Source organism: Corynebacterium sputi DSM 45148, from assembly GCF_000427865.1.
Classification (GTDB): domain Bacteria; phylum Actinomycetota; class Actinomycetes; order Mycobacteriales; family Mycobacteriaceae; genus Corynebacterium; species Corynebacterium sputi.
In genome coordinates this window covers 38,645-56,260 of the sequence record NZ_ATYV01000009.1, presented here as the reverse complement: position 1 = coordinate 56,260, position 17,616 = coordinate 38,645, and the positions used below count along the sequence as shown (strand labels likewise).

The following is a 17,616-nucleotide window of genomic DNA, read 5'->3' as shown; positions in this document are numbered from 1 at the left end:
CCGGATCACGTTCAGACATCTTAGGCAAACGTACCGGATGATGTTTTGATTACGAATTAGTCAAGCAATCTTCCTTCTGTCACACCAGTAACAGCAGTGGCTCTCAGAACAGTGTTTCCGCGGATGAGGGCCGTTGACACGCCGCGAGGAAGCGCCTACTGATTTTCTGCAACAGCTTGATCGATCAGCCCGCTGCTCCAACCAATGACCCACTCAGTAGTTGTGGTTCCGGGGAAGACGTCCGGGTTGGTGGCGTACTGGGCGTGGATCTCATTGCCGCCGACGTAGTCCAGCGCTCGGCCGAGTGCGTCGCCGATCTGGGCGGGCGCGTCACAGACTGCATCGGTCGGGGCGCAGATCTGCTGGACCTTGTCGTTCAGATCGCCGAATCCGCCTTCACGGGGACCGCGCATGGTGGCGCCCGGGGTGATCAACTGCACTGCGCCATTTAGACCAGCAAGCGGCAGCTCTAGGCCGACGCCTCCCACAGAGACAGACGGGGTCATTCCCACGCCCGGTTCCCTGCGCCCATCCGCGATCAGTGCCACACCGGAGATCCGCTCAGAGGCGACCGGTCCACGGCCCTGTCCGATGTCTGACGCCAAGTCGCCGACAATCACGGCGCCCTGCGAGAAACCGACGAGGACAAAGTCCGTTGCCGGGCACGCATCGTTCATTGCGCGGATTTCATCGTCAATGCGGGCGCGGCCTTCAGCCTGGGATTCGTCGTAGCTCATCTCGTGCTGAGCGTGGATGTTCCGGAACTGCGCGGTGTACGGGAGAGTCCACACGGAAACTTCGCCTTCCGGGTACATCTCTTGCAGCGGCTGGGTGATGCTCAGCAACAGCGAATTCGGGTTCGCCGCGGGATTGACCGGATCATCGTCAGGTGCCGACTCCCAGGTTCCCGGCGCGGCGATGACCTGAACGTCGACGCAGCCGGGTGGGTTCGTCACATCGGTCGGTGCTGTCGGCGGTTCCTGCCCGAGGCCGGGCAGTGGTTCATCGGCCCGCCACTGGCCCACTCCAATGGCGATCACGGCCAAGAGGACCACGACCGCGACGATGATCAGGATTTTGCGCATGGATTTAGCAGTACGCGGATTCCGCCGCATCTGCAATTAACTGCGCAACCTCACTTTCTGAGAGTTCAGTGCGTTCCTGAGCGATGAGCTGACCGGAAACGGCTTCTATGAGAATTTCCGAGTATTCCGGATCCTCACCGTCGACGCACTCACTGCGCGCTGCCGCCATGACCTGATCCTCGGTGCCTTCGATATCGATGCTCGAGGAATCCATCGCATCGAGGAAGTCCTCGTCTTCTTCGGTCAGCGGGACGCGGTTGTCCGGGAGAGAGGATGCGCGGCTGGCCGCGGAGTCATTGGACTGGCGCTCAGCGGTCGGGCTCTGCTCGCTACTGGTCGTCTCCTCAGAGCTGGAGGTGGTCTCAGAGGTGCTTGACGACGTGGTGGTCACGTCCGCAGATTCCACAGTCGACCCACCACAGGCGGTCAGCGCAAGGGCGGGAACAGCAAGAAGAGCAAGGAATGCTTTACGACGTCCCCCTCGTCCCAGATGCTTCCTCATCGCACTTCCTCCTCAATGGTTCCGTTGATTTCACGGATCCAACCGCCCTGGAACTCCTGCTCCCGGCCACCGGCTGGGATCTGCTGCTGCGGGCCGGTCGGCAGGCCGAACTCGCCGTTCTCCCAGCCTGCTTCTCCCCAGTGGTCCATGATTGCGCCCTCAGGCACGACGTGGGCGCCGGTGTCTTCGCTCCAGTAGACCGAGCCGCCGGCGAAGCGCTGCATGACGCCGCCGTCATCGAGGGTGACCTCCGGCTCCAGCGGCATGCCCAGCGGCCCGTCTGGGCCGTCGGAGTCGAGGTACAACGCGGCGATGTCGCCCAGGACGATGAAGGAGGCGGAATCGTCTCCTTCGCCCTGGCGCACAATCACGCCATTCTGGAAGTTCTGCATGATGCCGCCGTTGACGTCATAACGATCGGTCGTCGGGAAACCGAGGGGTCCGGCCTCCCAGCCGGAATCGCCCCAGACGTTGAAGACGTCGCCACGCACGACCTTGGCGTCAGTGTCCTCGGACCAGTAGATGGAGCCGTTCTCGAAGTGGACGAAGCGACCGGTGTCGCCTGGGGTGGCGCGCTCAGAGGTAATGGGGAAACCGAGCGGATGAGTCGGTCCGCCGATCTGCTCGTAGCGGCCGCCAATGTTGCCCCACAGGAGGTTCGCCCCGGATGCTTCGCTCCAGTAGGCGCGGCCGTTGGTGAAGTCCTGGATGATGCCGCCGTCGATCTCGATTTCCTCGGTCAGGCAACCGCCAACACCTTGGATGACGTTGAGCTTTTCCGCGATGGCGCCGCCAACCGAGCAGTTCAGGACTCGATCCTCTTCAGGAAGTTCCAGTGCGTCTGCGAGCTGCGGCCAGGCCTGAGTCATCTCGAACTGCCAGTACGGCCAGGAGTGGGTGCCGGATTCGCGCAGCTTCACCGTCACCGGAAGGTCGGAGCGCGAGGCCTGCTGGGAGAAAGTCTCAGTCGTCATTCGAGAGAGGAGCTCCAGGCCCCAGCCGGCCTTGTTATCCGGCAGGTTCGGGTTTTGTGCGTCGGCGATGTCGTACTCTCCGGCACTTCCGCTACCTGCGGAGATGTACACCGAAATGCCCTGGAGGCGGTCCATGTGGCGCTTGGGGTCGTTCTGCTCCCAGCGCTCGGAGCCGAGCGGGCCCCACATCTTGGCTGCGTCATAGCCACCGGCCTCGCGCATTGCAGCGGCGATCGCCTGCGGCATGCCCGTCGAGGTGGTGTCGAGGTATCCCGACAGGCTGCCGACGAAATCGAAGTCGTCCGGATGTGCCTGAGCCAGGTTCATCGCGGAGGTTCCACCCATGGACAGACCGATAACTGCGCGCTCGTCACCGGCGCGCCAGCCTTCCTTCAGAACAGGGATCATCTCGTCCATGAGGAACGTCTCCCACATGTAATGGACGCCGTTGTCGGCCTCATCCCAGTCCGAATAGAACGAAGATTCGCCGCCGACGGGCATGACGACCAGCACGTTCTTGTCAGAGTAGAAGTCCTCGATATTGGTCTCCAGGGACCAACCGGAGGCTTCATCGGTCGCGCGCATGCCGTCAAGGTGCCAGATCGTGGGGTAGGTACGGTCCGGAACCCGATCCCAATCACGCGGGAGCAAGAGCTCCACTGCGACCGGGGCGTCCGGCATGGCAGCGGAGTTAATAAACACCTTCACGTGCCGATCGGTGATCCACTCAACCTTCTCGACGGACACACCATCTTGCAGGCCACTGAGTTCCTGAGTCGTCTCACGGACGGACTTTTCATCGCCCTGCCTGGGCGACGGGCTCAGCAGTGCGCTGGAGGGGCCCTTGCCCTCGGAAGAGTCGGCCTCTCCGGTCGCCTCAGTGGTCGCGGTGGCCTCGGCAGACTCAGTAGCCTCGGTTGTCTGCGTGGGGCTCTGGGTCCGTGTCGCATCCTGCGCATGTGCGGCTGGGGTAGCCAGCAGCCCCGTGGCCAGCGGAAGAATCAACGACGCTGCCAGGACGCGGCGCGGCAGGCCACGGACGCCCCGTCGACCCCGACGAATCGGAGAATCGCGAAGGCTGTTGTCGACGTCGCCGTCGCGACGGTCTGCGTGATCGCTCATCGTTGCTTCAGTTCCTTCTGCTTCTGCTTCTGCGTGTGTCCTGCGCACTCCACCTGTCTGTTTACCCGCACCGCACCGGAAATCACCGGAGGCACGCGGATAACCAGGTGGGACATCTGAACCAGGTTTGCCTGTTAACACTGCATATTATCGGCATTTCTGTGACAGATGTTACCAGTGTGACTAATGAACAGCTGCGGCCCTGGGTGCCGGTTGCCATTGAGGAAAAGGAGACGTCGGGAAGCGACTCATGGAGGTCACGTTCGCGTGAACACTGATCCGCAGGTCTAGATATCCAGGCCCAGCTAGGAGTAGTTTGACTGTCTCATGATGCTCTTACAGAACGCACAGATGGAAACGTAGGAAAAACTTAGAATTAGACCGCTCGAAAACCACCCCCAAGATGTGACTTGCACCACGTTCGTTAAGCTTCGTTTCACGTGCACAACAGCATCTGAAGTGAGCACACGAAATGGCAGCTCCATCACCGACCAGCCAGGCGACTGACAGCGCCTGACAGGTGGGACCGAGAAAACTCCAACGAAAGGAGCAACCATGTCAGATCAGGGATACATTTTCCTGGCGCTGGGTATCTACCTGGCCGTGATGATTCTCATCGGTTACCTCGCTTACCGAAAGACCAGCGACCACGAGGGCTACATGCTCGCCGGACGAGGGCTTCCACCCTCAGTCGCAGCCCTCAGTGCGGGCGCCTCCGACATGTCCGGCTGGCTCATCATGGGCCTGCCCGGCGCTGTCTACGCAGCCGGCCTCATTGAGGCCTGGATCGCCATCGGCCTGTGCGTCGGTGCCTACTCCAGCTGGTTCTTCATCGCACCACGCCTGCGCTCATACACAGAGGTATCCAAGAACTCGATCACCATTCCAAGCTTCCTGCAGAACCGTCTGCGCGATAACTCCCGCACCCTGCGGCTGACCGCCGGTGTCGTCATCCTCGTATTTTTCACCCTCTATGTCTCTTCCGGCATGGTCGCCGGCGGAACGTTCTACGAGAGTGCATTCGACGGCGACTACGTCACCGGCATGCTCATCGTTGTGCTGGTCACGCTGGTCTACACCATGTTCGGCGGATTCCTCGGCGCGTCCATGACGGATGTCGTGCAGGGCATGATGATATTCGCTGCACTGGTCCTCGTGCCCATCATCACCATCTTGCGCGTTGGCGGCTGGGATGAGACCAAAACGATCATTGATAACGCTGACCCCGCGCTGTTCTCATTCTTCGGCGATGGATCGATGACCACCGGCGCCCTGATCGTCGCCATTGTCTCAGGTCTCGCTTGGGGCCTCGGCTACTTCGGACAGCCGCACATCATCATCCGGTACATGGCACTGCGCTCCCCGCACGAGGCAGGCACTGCCCGCCGCATCGGCATCGCCTGGCAGGGCATTTCGATGGCCGGAACTGTCATCGCAGGTTTGGCCGGTGTCGCCTACTTCACCGAATTCGGTGGCGCTCCGTCCAACAGTGAGACCGTGGTCCTGCTCTTGGCCCAGGTTCTGTTCCACCCGCTGGTCGCAGGATTCGTCCTGGCAGCAGTGCTCGCCGCCATCATGAGTACCCTGTCGAGCCAGCTGATTGTCTGTTCCTCCGCGATTGTAGAAGACATCTATCGCGTGTTCCGCAAGACCCCGCCGGATGACCGCACGCTCGTCATCTTGGGTCGAGTCGCCGTTTTCGGTGTCACCGTCGTCGCTGTGCTGCTGTCCCTGAACCCGAGCGACACGATCCTCGGCCTGGTTGGTTTCGCGTGGGCAGGCTTCGGCGCCGCATTCGGCCCGATCGTCTTCCTGTCCCTGTTCTGGCGCAAGTTGACCCGCCAGGGTGCCCTCGCCGGCATGATCACCGGTGCCGTCACCGTGTTCATCTGGGATCTGCTCGATATGGATCTCTACGAGCTCGTCCCGGGCTTCATCGTGGCCCTCATCGCCGCCGTCGTAGTCAGCCTCATCACCTACAAGCCGAACCCGGAGATCGACGCCGAGTTCAACCTCGCGGTCGAGCGCGCGAAGTCCAAGGTCGCCCTTCCCCCGGTCGACCATGCAGCACTTGCCGCAGCAGAGGCTGAGGCTCGCGCCGACATCGCCTCCCGCAACGCCTGACCCACTCTGCGCAGCGCATCACTCGCAATCCACTAGAGAGAAACCCCGACCCTGAATCCTTCGTAAGATTTCGGGGCCGGGGTTCGGTCGTTGGCACCTGCCGGTCGCGGCGGGCCGGGCTAAATGATCATGCTGGCTGCGGCTCAGGCTTCTGCCGCTCCCCTTTCCTCGTCGCCATTCGCGCGCGGAGGTTTCGCACCGTCAACGCAGCAGGAACCAGGATCACTGCGCAGGCAGAAGCAGCCGCAGCCCACCACAGCGGCTCAGATTCGAACTGTCCTTCAGTGCGACCGATGGCGATCCACGCCAACGCCCAGGCCACCGCCAGTGCCGGAGCGATCCGTCCGTGGTTGAGAATCGAGGCGATTATCGAGACCGCGGCGACCACGATGACACCGCCAATGGCGAAGTTCACCTCGGTCATCTGCTCGACCCCGGACTCAGCGAGAACAGCCCACAGATTGGCGAAGGTCGCGGCGAGTACCCAGCCGGTGTACAGGCCGAAGACGCCGTCGTTAAGCACGAGTTCTACCGGCCCGCTGGCCTTGTGCCGGTCGAGCAGGATCATGATCCAGGCCAGCACCGCCAGCAGCACGGCGATAACAATGACGGACAGTAAGAGCAGATCCAACTGCGTCACCCACAACCACACCGAGTTGAGGACGATCGATGCCAGAGCCAGCGGACGCAATGCGCGCTGACGCTGCGAAGCCCGCGCGGCAGGGAAGAACTGCCACAGCGTGTACAGGATCAGCCCTACGTAAATACCGCTCCAGATCCGGAAGGCGGAGCTGGCTGGAGCCAAGGGAGTGGCATCTGCAGACAAGGCACCCCCTGCAACGTCACTGGTCTCGGTGCCGCCGAAGAAGCCGGCACCCCAGAACGCCGTGGCAATGGCGATGGCCGTGATCACCGCCATCCCAATCGGGACTGCAATAGGGGTCTTCTGAACTGGCGTGTTAGTGGGATTCGTCATCTCATTTACCTCCTGGGCGCCCATCGTATGGATTCTCTAGCAAAGTTGTTTTAGTTTACCCTGGTGTAATGAATACCCGAATCAACCGACCAGAAACGAAACGCGTGTTGGTCACGGGGGCATCTGGATACATCGGAGGACGCCTGGTTCCTGAATTGCTGGGGGCCGGGCACAAAGTGAGAGCTGCCTCTAGGCGTCCCGAACGCCTCGACCGCTTCGACTGGTATCCGGATGTGGAGACCGTCGCGGCTGATCTTGATGACCCATCGACGTTGGATGGCGCGCTTGAGGGGGTAGACGTCGCCTTCTACCTCGTCCATTCCATGGGCGATGGGGGCTCTGATTTCGAGGACGCAGAAAGCCGCGCCGCCGCCAACTTTGCCGAGGCTGCGGATCGGGCTGGGGTTTCTCGGATTATTTACCTCTCCGGGCTCCACCCGCCGGACCACGCGCTGGAGGAGCTCTCGCGCCATATGCGCTCGCGTGAGAAGGTCGCACGGACGCTTCTCGACGGCTCCGTCCCCACCGTGGTCCTCCGCGCCGCCACCGTCATCGGCTCCGGCTCAGCATCGTTCGAAATCATCCGACACCTCACCGAGCGATTGCCGGTGATGTTCGCGCCGCAATGGATCAACAACCGGATTGAGCCGATCAGCGTGCGCGACGTCTTGCACTACCTCACCGCGGCAGCGGACTCGGAGTCCCTGGATGGGGTCAATGACCAGTTCGATGTTGGCTGCGGCCACACCTATCGGTTTTCTGATCTGCTGCGGCTGTACGGCAAGGTTCGTGGGCTGCGACGGGTGATTGGTGCGGTGCCATTGTCATTGCCGATGGACGTGCTGTCTGGGGCGTGGATTGGACTAGTAACTCCGGTCCCGTCATCGCTGGCGGTGCCACTGGCGCAGTCGATGGCCGAAGACGCTGTCACCACTGACGGCCATCGCATCAGGGAGTTCCTGCCCGATCCGCCAGATGGCCTGGCGGACTATCCCACCGCGGTCGAGCGCGCACTCTACCGGGAGGCCACCGGCGAGGTGCCCACCTCCTGGGACCATTCCTGGCGGAAGTCAGCGGAGCCTTCTGAGGAATTGCCCACCGACCCGGAATGGTCCGGCCAAACGGTCTATACCGACCGCAGGCAGGCACGCACTGACCTGTCCGTGGACCAAGTGTGGCGCGTGGTCGAATCGATTGGTGGACACACGGGGTGGTTCTCCACTCCATTCCTGTGGAACCTCCGCGGCGTGATGGACCGAGTGATTGGCGGACCGGGCCTTGGCGGTCGCAGAGATCCGAGGAAGCTCTCCCCCGGCGATCGCGTGGATTGGTGGCGGGTAGAGCGCATTGAGCGACCGCACCTGCTGATCCTCCGCGCAGAGATGAAAGTCAGCGGTCTGGCCTGGCTGGTGTTGCGCGTGGATGAGGAAGACGGTGAGACCGTCTACCGACAGGAGGCAATCTTTGTCCCCAAGGGCCTGCGTGGTCGTGCTTACTGGTGGCTCGTGGCACCATTTCACGCCGCCGTTTTCCCGCTGATGAAGAAGAACCTCATCAAAACGGCGCGGAACCCACAATGATGTGAGTTCCGCGCCGTGGCCGGCCGAGGCCAGGCCGAAAAGCCGGGTGATTTACCAGGCGTTCTGGTGGTTCAGGATGTGAGCCTTTGCCTTTGCCAGGTCACGGGACCACGTTCCCCAGGCGTGGATGCCATCGAAACTGTAGTTCGTGGTGACCCTAGCGCCAGCGGCACGAGCGGCAGCCTCGTATTTCAGGGACGAGGCCATGGATAGCGCCTCTAGAGTCACACCCGTGAGCTGGCCGACCGGATCCTCCAAGAGGATCGGATCCGTCAGATCCGACGGCAAACCGGTGGCTGCGGCGATGTATACGTCGGCGCCATTGTTTGCAGTGCGACCAACGTTGACGAACGGATCATTCTCAACCCAACGGCCACTGCCGGGTACGCCCCACATATCCAGGGCGTTGTAGCCACCGGCGTCAATCATCGCCAGCGGAATGGCGGTGGACAGCGCAGGGCTGGAGGGGTTCAGGTAGCCGGAGAAACTCAGGATCTGGTCCCACTTCTCTGGGTACTTGTACTGCAGCGAGAACGCTGCTGAGGCGCCCATCGACAGGCCTGCGATGGAGTTCCCGCCGTAGTCGATGTTGAACTCCCGCTTGAGGTACTGCGGGAGCTCATGCGCAATGAAGGTCTCGTACTTGTAGTTGAAGCTGCCCTGATCAAAACTGCTGGAAGGGCGGTTCCAGTCGGTGTAGAACGAGGCCGGAGCGCCGCCCGGCATCACGACGTTAATGTTCGAATCCACAAACGTCTGCGCCGCCCCACCCTGGTACGCCCAGTCAGAGCCCACCATCGGCATCCGCAAGCCATCAAGGAGAGTCAAGGACTTGGTGCCGTAGTTCTTCGCCGGCTGGACCTGAACTGGGACGTGCTTCTGCATCGCGTCGGACCACACACTGCAGTGCTGAAGCCAGTACGGCACCGCCTTGTCATAGTGGCAACCAGCACGCAGATGGCGGTTCGGATCAGCTGCCGCGGCGGATCCGCTACCCATGTACATAACCGCACCAAAGATGGTGGCGACGGCAACAAGTGCTGCAATCAACTTTGTGCGCCAGTCACGCGCGATGGCAGTGCTATTCATACTTCTCCTTGAGATTGAGCGTTTCTGCCGACCCACAGGCGAATGGGTCAGCCTCTTCGGATCCCGTCTGCTGCTTGAGCCAACCATTGAATCCAGCGCGAAAGCATTCGCGACGCCCTCCGCAGAGCACGCCATACCTCAAGTAGATCGCCGAGAATGGTCTCTACGTTACAACTTTCCGTGGAACCCTGAGTAAAACTCTCAGGCTTTACCTGACTGTAGAGAAGCATATCAGCCCGAAAACGCCACACATGTGAGCACCTCAGACGCCAAAAATCCCGATGAAGCGAATGCTTCACCGGGATTATCAGGATCGTTGCTCCTAGCGTGGAATCATTCCGTGAACGTCACTCAACGAGATGCTTCCAGGCAGTGGAGGCCACAGGCGTGTTACCAACCGCCGAGGAAGTTCAGGATGTGATCCTTTGACTCCCACAGGTCACGGTTCCAGGTACCCCAAGAGTGGATGCCATCAAAGCTGTAGTTCGTGGTGAGGTTGACGCCGGCAGCACGCGCCGCAACCTCGTACTGCTGAGTGGAAGCCATGGAGATCGCTTCCAGAGTGACACCGGTGAGCTGGCCAACCGGGTCCTGCAGGATGATCGGGTCAACCATGTTGGACGGCAGACCGGAACCGGCGGCGATGTAGACATCAGTGCCGTTAGCAGCGGTGGTGCCAACGTTGAGCATCGGATCGTTCTCGACCCAACGGCCGGTTCCCGGGGTACCCCACATGTCGGTGGCGTTGTATCCACCGGCATCAAGCATCGCCAGCGGGATAGCCGAAGCCATCGCCGGGCTAGACGGGTTCAGGTAACCGGAGTACGCGAGGACCTGGCCCCACTTCTCCGGGTAGGTGTTCGCGAAGGTGAAGGCTGCCGAGGCACCCATCGACAGGCCAGCGATGGAGTTGCCGCCGAAGTCGATGCCAAAGTGCTCATTCAGGTACTGCGGGAGCTCATGTGCGATGAAGGTTTCGTACTGGTAGTTGAAACCGTCCGGCTGCTGAGCACTCGCGGAGGGGCTGTCCCAGTCGGTGTAGAAGGACGCCGGAGCTCCACCGGGCATGACCAGGTTGATGTTGGCGTTCTCGAAGACCTGCGGGGCGTCGCCTAGGCCAGTCCAGTCGGAGCCATCCAGCGGCATACGCAGACCATCCAGCAGAGTCAGAGACTTGTTATTGCCGTGGATCGAGGGAACGATCTCGACCGGAACTTCGTCATCCATCGCCGCGGAGTAGACCCAGCACTTCTGGACCCAGTAGTTGTAATCGGTGAAATCACAGCCCGGGCGAAGGCGCTCGCGGTTAGGCGATGCCTCCGCGGAGCCGTTGCCGATGTACATGACCATGCCGAAAACGGTGGCGACTGCGACCATGGCCGCGAGGACCTTGGTGCGCCAGTCACGCGCGATTGCGGTGACGTTCATACTTCTCCTAGTTAAGTGCCTTGACTGCCCACCCGTGGGTTAGCCGATGTCGGAGACTAGAGCGCCACCGACACGATCCTGCGCGAATGCATTCCGCAACACGCCCAAACGGGCGTGACGTACCCCTGGGAATGACTACTTTCGGTCGCTTACGTTACCAATTCGTCACCCTTTTAGACAGCAGACGCGTCAATATTGACACTCTCAGCTTCACCCGTTTTTGGCTTACGCCGTTGAACTGGAGCAACGGCGAAAATGACATATTTGTAGTTCCGTCACCTATGACTAACCCCACACCCCCATGTGTGTAAGTTGATAACGATTTGGACCTACTTCCGCCTCAAACTAGAGTGCCAGCGCCCTGATCTAGGCATAAAAAACCGCGGGCTCCCACAGAGGAGCACCCACGGCTAGTCCTTAACCAGTAATCAGCGGCTGGATATAGGCAGCCATCACGATGGTTGCGACCCACAACAGCGCCAGCGCCTGCAGCGGGCGGTCACGCAAGGCAATCTCATCCGGACTGCCGGCGGTACCACGGTCCACGTCAGCGGCGTAAAGGAGAATTGCGACGGTGAAGGGCACCATCGAGACCTGGTACCAAATCGAAGCGGGTCCGGTGGCTGCCATGGCGGTCTCGAAGGCCCACAGGGAGTAAGAGATAACCACTGCGGTGGCAGCGAGCGTCCATACGAAACGCAGGTAGGTCGGGGTGTAGTCCTCCAGTGCCTTGCGGATCTTCTTGCCCGTCTTCTGCGCCAGCAGAAGTTCCGCGTACCGCTTACCAGCGGCCATGAAGAGCGAGCCGAAGGCCGCAACAAGCAGGAACCACTGAGACAGTGCGATACCGGCAGCGACACCACCGGCCATTGTCCGCAGCATGAAACCGGAACTGACCAGAGCAATGTCGATCACCGGCAGGTGCTTCCAGCCGAAGCAGTAACCCAGCTGCAGCGCAATGTAGACAGCGATGACGATCGCGAGGGCGACACCATCGCTTGCCAACAGCGAGATTCCTACCGCACCGACGATGAGGAGCACCGCCATCGCATACGCCAGTCCAACCGGCAGCATGCCAGAGGCAATCGGGCGGAACTGCTTGGTCGGGTGCTGGCGGTCCGCGTCGACGTCGCGAGCATCATTCACCAGGTAAATCGAGGATGCTGCCATACAAAAAGCGGCGAAGGCGATGAAAACGTCGATAAGCGTGGTGCGGTTCGCAAGAACCTCTGTGCCCGCGGCGAGCGGGGCGGCGACCACCAGAACGTTTTTGACCCACTGCTTCGGACGCAGGGACTTGACCATCGCGTCCGCGAGGTTCTTGGGGGGATGTCCCTGGGGATGCGCCGGCTCGTCGATACCGGAGGTGTGCGGCTCAGAGCCGATAACCGCATCGCGATTCTCGGGGTTGGTCATTGTGTCCCTTCTACTTCTGTGCGGTCTTGCCGGAAGTGGAGCCCGCGGATCTGGTGGCCGCGCGTGCGAAAGCGGCGTCGACAGCCTTGGAGGTAACCCATCCCAGGGTCGCGCCGGCGGCGACGTCGGTCGGGTAATGCACTCCCAAGACGAGCCGCGACAGCATTATCGCCGGAATACCGGCATATGTTGCACGGTTGCCGGTGATGTTCGCCATCGATACCAATGCTGCGGTGGTCGAGGTGGAGTGCGAGGACGGAAAGCTGAGCTTGCTGGGAGTGCTCACGCCGATCGCGATTCGCTCATCGTGCGGGCGCTTGCGGCGCACCACACGCTTGAGCAGAACTGACGCCGCGTGGGAGGCGAACGCCGAGACGCCCACCTTGATCCACCGGTTCCGGGTTTCACCGCTGGAGGCCACAGCACCCACCGCGGAGATCGCCAGCCATCCGGCCGCGTGCTCGCCGAACAGACTCATGGTCTTCGCTGCGGGAATCATCCCGGGAATGCCGGCAAGGGAGCTCTGGATCGCGACGAGCGCGTCGGACTCCCCGAACGGGTCGCCCGAAATCTGCTTCCCGACGTTCCCCTCACCCACAGCCATCACCGCACTCTTAGAGCCCGGCGCATCACTGGTTTTCGAAGACATTGGCCCATTCCTCCCGGCTGGTCAGCGATTCGTGGGCTGCACGGTACCGCTCGCGCATCTCATCGAAACGCTCAACCACCTGCTTCTGCAGTGCCCAGGCTTCCTTGCCGAGCTCTGCCGCCTTGTCACGGTCACGCTTACGGTAGACCACTCCACGGCCATCGGCAGTGGTGACGGTGGCGCCGTCGACGCGTGACAGGCTGAACCAGCGCGCTTCGATCGGAGCGAAGTTCGCCTGCGGGACCTCATGGTGGCGCTCATCAGCCGGACGCAGGGAATTGAGCAGGCCCTTGGCCAGCCACACGGACTTCTTGATCGGAGCCAAACGGCCGCCAATGTCCCGGATCGGGACACCGGGAATGCCGGAGGCCTTCGGAAGTTCACCCGCGGTGAGAAGCACCACGGCGTCAGGGTACTCCTTGCGCAGCGCGTTGATGCGCGGGAGGGAGGACTCAAGGATGTCGAAGAGGTTTTCTGGCCCAGCCAGGAAGTCCTTCATCGCCTCGTTCTGCACGGCGACGGTGGAGTATTCCAGGCACATCAGGTGCTTGGCGGTGGCCTTGCGCATTGACTTCAGGATTCCGGAGGTGTCTCCGTCATGCTGCAGGGCGGCGACGACCAGTCGGTTACGCAGGTGGAAATAGGCCTGCCAATCGATAGCGTCATCTTTGTCGGACCAGGCCATGTGCCAGATGGCAACGCCAGGCCAGGTGGCCGTGGGGAATCCGTGGTCGCCGGCACGCAGGCCGTATTCGGCGTCATCCCATTTGATGAAGAGCGGCAGCGGCTGCCCGATTTCCTCGGCAACGACACGCGGGATCATGCACATCCACCAGCCGTTGTAGTCCACGTCGATGCGGCGGTGCAGGTCTTTGGAGTCGATCGCCTCACCGGTGGCGTTGACGCCGTGCTCACCACGGTCACGCAGCGGGTGCTTGTAGAAATCATGGTCGTAGTGCACATGCGGCGCGGAGGTCCACATGAAGTCATGACGGCCAACAACTTCACCCATCGAGTGGAGGTGACTGCGCTCCTGCAGGTTCAGCATTTGCCCGCCGACGAGCATCGGGCCCTTGGCGTAGCGCGACACCGCCAGTGCACGCAGCACCGAATCCGGCTCGATCGCAATGTCGTCATCCATGTAGAGGATGTACGGGCTGTCAGTGGCTCGCTCCGGATCGGAGTCCGGTCCACCCAGCGCCTCGTACATGATGCGGGAGTATCCGCCGGAGCCACCCAGGTTGCCCTGCGGGAACATGCGAAGACGATCGCCGAAATGCTTCTCGACGTCCGGGAACCCCACCTCATCCGCCGGATGCTTCGTACCCTGATCGGGCATGAGAATGGCGTCAATGACCCCATCTACCTCCGGGTCGGAGGCCAGCGCTTCTAGTGCCGCGACCGCGTCGGCGGGGCGGTTGAAGGTCGGGATACCGATGGTGACGCGGGCGTCGGGGGCGGGCTGGACGGAGCCGTCGGGAAGCAGCTGGTCTTTCGGGGCATGCGGGGCATGCCACGCCGCAGAGTGGATCTCCACGTCCGACTCACAGGTGAGGTCGAACCAGATCCAGCCACCATCTTCGAAAGGCTGCAGCGAGACAGTGATCTCACTGACCGAGCGAGCGCCGGGCATCTCCGGATCGCCAACAAGTTCGCCGGTCACCGCGATGCGAGCGCCGTCGATCTTCGAGCGGTAAAGATCCAGACGAGCGACACCAGTGAGCTCCACGCGCAGCACGACCTCAGTCAACTGCGTCCATCGACGCCAGTAGGAGGCCGGGAAGGCATTGAAGTATGTTTCGAAGCTCACCTCATCGCCAGACGGGATGACCGCCGTGGTGCGGGAGGTAGCGCGGACGCGGCCCTCGTTTGTCTCCGGCTCCACCAAATAGAGCGAACGGACGTCACGGGGCTCACCCGCCTTCGGCAGGAGGATGCGCTGGAGTCGGTTCTCTACGGCGCTGTCAGTTCCGGTAATTCCGGGGTCGGTACCCATAAAACGATCGGTAGCCTTCCATGCTTGATTCGACGGCGCCGGTGAGGGCCGTCAAGGTCTCTGGAGAATCCTAGTGCGCGGCGCTTCCCGGTGTCGCACTGATGGGCGTGTCCTGGCGTTATCCAGGACACGTCGGGGGTGGGGCGGGTCTCGCTTGGAGTCCGCCGCGGTTCGGAACGGGCACCTAGCGAATGCTCGTTCCTTATATATAGGCCAGTTGCAGGCGGGTCAGACCTGAACGGAGCCTCCCGAATTCCCGATCTCCTTCTTCAAGCACTCGCGGGAAAAGTCGGCGAGATTTTCCGCTTTCCGGGATCACAAGCCGGTGTGATCGCCTATTGAGTAGCGGTCACACCCTCAAGCGCCGACTCCAACGTCGGCTCCGCCTGAGCGGTGTTCCACGGCATCTTGCCCAGCGCGTACGCCATGCCGCAGGTGTTCGACACCGCGGCAAATACGAGCCCTGACCCGATGCCGAAGGACAGCCACTTCAGCTTCGGATTGATGAACTGGCTGCCGAGGACGCCAGTGGCGACTAATGCCCCAGCACCGAGCCTGACCTGGCGTTCCATGTCCCAGACCTGACGGCCACGGCGGAGGACTCCTCCACTGTCCGCATAAGCCTTAATGCCGCCGGCAAGAACGTGGACGTGCGTCGCGCCTGCCCCGAGGAGAGCCTGCGCCGCCTGCTGACTGCGCACTCCGCTCTGGCACAGGACAACCGCGTCGCCTGGCAGAGCGTCAGCGACCTCGGATGAATTCTTCAACAGCAAGTCCAGCGGCAGGTTCTCAGAGCCGTCGATGTGAGCGGTCTCGAATTCGGCAGGAGTGCGCACGTCAACGAGGACAGTCCTAGGTGTCGTGCCCTCGGCTAGCAAATCCTGCACGGCGTAATCGGTGATGGACATGAGGAGCCTTGCGTCGGAGATCGACCTGTGTGCTGCAGAGTATTCGGCCATGTTGAAGCCAAGTCAACCCTTCGAATCTCTGCGATTCCAATCCCGTCGATTAGGTCACATCACATCGCGCCGAACACCGGTTTGCTCCAGTTGCCCGCGCTCATCACTTGATAAAGGTAGTTCACTGCCCGGATTTGATCATTTCCGCGCACTTCTCACCGATCATCATGACGGTAATGTTCGGATTGACAGTGACGATTTCCGGCATCGCCGAAGCGTCAGCAACCCGAAGACCCGTCACACCTTTGACCCGCAGCTGCGGATCGAGAGGCGCGCCTGCGTCGTCGGGAGCCCCCATGCGGGAGGTCCCCACAGGGTGGTAGACGGTGTTGTGCGTCTTCATGATGTAGGACTCAAGGTCCTCGTCGCTCTGTGCTTCAATTCCCGGTGCCAGCTCTCGGCCAGCCCATTCAGTCATTGCCGGCTGAGACATGATGTCGCGGGCCTTTCGGATACCTGCGACCATCACCTTCATGTCATGTCCGTCCGGGTCCGTGAAGTAGCGCGGGTCGACCTTCGGCTTGTCCCGGAAGTCGATCGAGCGCAAACGGACCGTCCCCTTCGACCTGGCGTGCGTCACATTCGGGGTGAGGCAAATCATCTCGTCCGAAGTGGGGTAACCCGCGCGGTAAGTGTGCATGTCGAACGGCACCGAACCGTAATGCATCATCAGGTCGGGCCGGTCTAGGCCTTCCTCGGTGGGTGCGAAGATTCCGATCTCCCACCACTGGGTCGAGTCTCGGACCATCTTGCGCTTCGACTCCCACTGGACAACGCCCTCGGGGTGATCCTGGAGGTTCTCTCCAACGCCCGGGGAGTCCACGAGAACCTCGATGCCAATTTCTTCAAGATGCTCACTCGGACCGATACCCGAGAGCATCAGCAGTTGCGGAGTATTGATAGCCCCCGCAGAAACGATCACCTCCCTCTTCGCTGCGATCCGTGTCTGCCGGCCGAATGCGTTGTCCACGACGTGGACTGCAACGACCCGCTTGTCGTCATCGAGTTCGAGCTTCGTTGCCCAAGTGCCAGTGAGGATCGTGAGGTTCTTCCGATCCAACACTGGGTGGAGGTAAGAAACTGACGAGGAAGATCGCGTGCCGTCATCCTTCCGATTGACTTGGAAGAAGTTCGCACCATTGATGACGGTCTCGCCGGAGTTGAACTTGGCACGTGGAATTCCCGCCTCTTCGCATGCGTCCAGCAATGAAATTCCACAGGGGTCCTTCGCCGGAACGTTCATCAACTGAACAGGTCCGTCATGTCCGTGCAGTGGGCCGTCGTCTTCATTGCTCTCGAGCTTCGTGAACAGCGGGAACGTTTTGGAGGACTCCCAGCCATCGGCACCGTACTTATGTGACCACTCATCCAGGTCTTCCTTCGGCGCCCAGAAGGCGATGCAGGAATTGTGAGAAGAACATCCGCCGAGCACCTTGGCTCGGGCGTGACGCATGAAGGAATTTCCGCGATCCTGCGGTTCAATCGGATAGTCCCAATCGAATCCGGACTCCAGCAGCTCCATCCATCGGTTCAACTGGAGGATGACATCCTGGTCGGTGTCGCTAGGTCCTGCCTCCAGCAACCCGACGCTCACATCCGGATCTTCACTGAGCCGTGCGGCCACGGCTGCGCCGGCAGATCCGCCGCCGACGATGACGTAATCAAAGCTGTGCGTGGTTTCCATACCCATCTCCTTGGTCGGTGTGTCCGTGATTC

General features: G+C 61.3%; 13 protein-coding genes. 2 read left to right on the top strand and 11 right to left on the bottom strand.

The genetic code is table 11. From position 1 onward, the window contains the following. Window positions 1-155 precede the first annotated feature (155 nt). The 3 genes from YWU_RS0105710 to YWU_RS0105700 are packed head-to-tail and all read right to left on the bottom strand — an operon-like array spanning window position 156 to window position 3,683. The gene (locus YWU_RS0105710) at window positions 156-1,085 is read right to left on the bottom strand and encodes a cutinase family protein (RefSeq protein ID WP_027019706.1); all 930 of its coding nucleotides are present in this window, start codon (window positions 1,083-1,085) and stop codon (window positions 156-158) included. Window positions 1,086-1,089: 4 nt separating this feature from the next. After that, the gene (locus tag YWU_RS0105705; RefSeq protein ID WP_027019705.1) at window positions 1,090-1,587 is read right to left on the bottom strand and encodes a DUF732 domain-containing protein; all 498 of its coding nucleotides are present in this window, start codon (window positions 1,585-1,587) and stop codon (window positions 1,090-1,092) included. Beyond that, window positions 1,584-3,683 (bottom strand): alpha/beta hydrolase-fold protein, encoded by a 2,100-nt coding sequence (locus tag YWU_RS0105700; protein ID WP_084141854.1) that lies wholly within the window; start codon window positions 3,681-3,683, stop codon window positions 1,584-1,586. The genes YWU_RS0105705 and YWU_RS0105700 overlap by 4 nt, the downstream gene beginning before the upstream one ends. Window positions 3,684-4,238: 555 nt before the next feature. On the opposite strand from YWU_RS0105700, the gene putP reads away from it, so the two are divergent. Continuing rightward, entirely contained in the window at window positions 4,239-5,807 is a 1,569-nt protein-coding gene (putP, locus tag YWU_RS15440) for a sodium/proline symporter PutP (RefSeq protein ID WP_084141853.1), read from the top strand. A gap of 127 nt (window positions 5,808-5,934) precedes the next feature. Here putP and YWU_RS15435 read toward each other — a convergent pair whose 3' ends face one another. Continuing rightward, the gene (locus YWU_RS15435) at window positions 5,935-6,783 is read right to left on the bottom strand and encodes a tryptophan-rich sensory protein (RefSeq protein WP_205618302.1); all 849 of its coding nucleotides are present in this window, start codon (window positions 6,781-6,783) and stop codon (window positions 5,935-5,937) included. Between the two features lie 68 nt (window positions 6,784-6,851). On the opposite strand from YWU_RS15435, the gene YWU_RS0105685 reads away from it, so the two are divergent. Then, a complete protein-coding gene (locus tag YWU_RS0105685; protein ID WP_027019703.1) occupies window positions 6,852-8,363 on the top strand; it encodes an SDR family oxidoreductase in 1,512 nt (503 codons plus the stop codon). A gap of 51 nt (window positions 8,364-8,414) precedes the next feature. On the opposite strand, the gene YWU_RS0105680 is transcribed toward YWU_RS0105685, so the two are convergent. The 7 genes from YWU_RS0105680 to YWU_RS0105650 form a co-directional block, all read right to left on the bottom strand. Next, window positions 8,415-9,452 carry an alpha/beta hydrolase gene (locus YWU_RS0105680; protein ID WP_027019702.1) on the bottom strand — a complete coding sequence of 346 codons (1,038 nt, stop codon included), beginning with the start codon at window positions 9,450-9,452 and terminating at the stop codon, window positions 8,415-8,417. 390 nt (window positions 9,453-9,842) lie between these two features. After that, entirely contained in the window at window positions 9,843-10,880 is a 1,038-nt protein-coding gene (locus YWU_RS0105675) for an alpha/beta hydrolase (RefSeq protein ID WP_027019701.1), read from the bottom strand. A 417-nt stretch (window positions 10,881-11,297) separates the two neighbouring features. Continuing rightward, window positions 11,298-12,296, bottom strand: coding sequence for a decaprenyl-phosphate phosphoribosyltransferase (locus YWU_RS0105670; RefSeq protein ID WP_027019700.1), 999 nt, complete (start codon window positions 12,294-12,296; stop codon window positions 11,298-11,300). 10 nt (window positions 12,297-12,306) lie between these two features. Further along, the gene (locus tag YWU_RS15430) at window positions 12,307-12,900 is read right to left on the bottom strand and encodes a phosphatase PAP2 family protein (protein WP_051260106.1); all 594 of its coding nucleotides are present in this window, start codon (window positions 12,898-12,900) and stop codon (window positions 12,307-12,309) included. Between the two features lie 25 nt (window positions 12,901-12,925). After that, window positions 12,926-14,941, bottom strand: coding sequence for a glycosyltransferase (locus YWU_RS0105660; RefSeq protein WP_034647227.1), 2,016 nt, complete (start codon window positions 14,939-14,941; stop codon window positions 12,926-12,928). Between the two features lie 335 nt (window positions 14,942-15,276). Then, window positions 15,277-15,849: a rhodanese-like domain-containing protein gene (locus YWU_RS0105655; protein ID WP_034647265.1), complete on the bottom strand. Its 573-nt coding sequence runs from the start codon at window positions 15,847-15,849 to the stop codon at window positions 15,277-15,279. A 172-nt stretch (window positions 15,850-16,021) separates the two neighbouring features. Then, entirely contained in the window at window positions 16,022-17,584 is a 1,563-nt protein-coding gene (locus YWU_RS0105650) for a GMC family oxidoreductase (RefSeq protein WP_027019697.1), read from the bottom strand. Window positions 17,585-17,616: the final 32 nt, after the last annotated feature.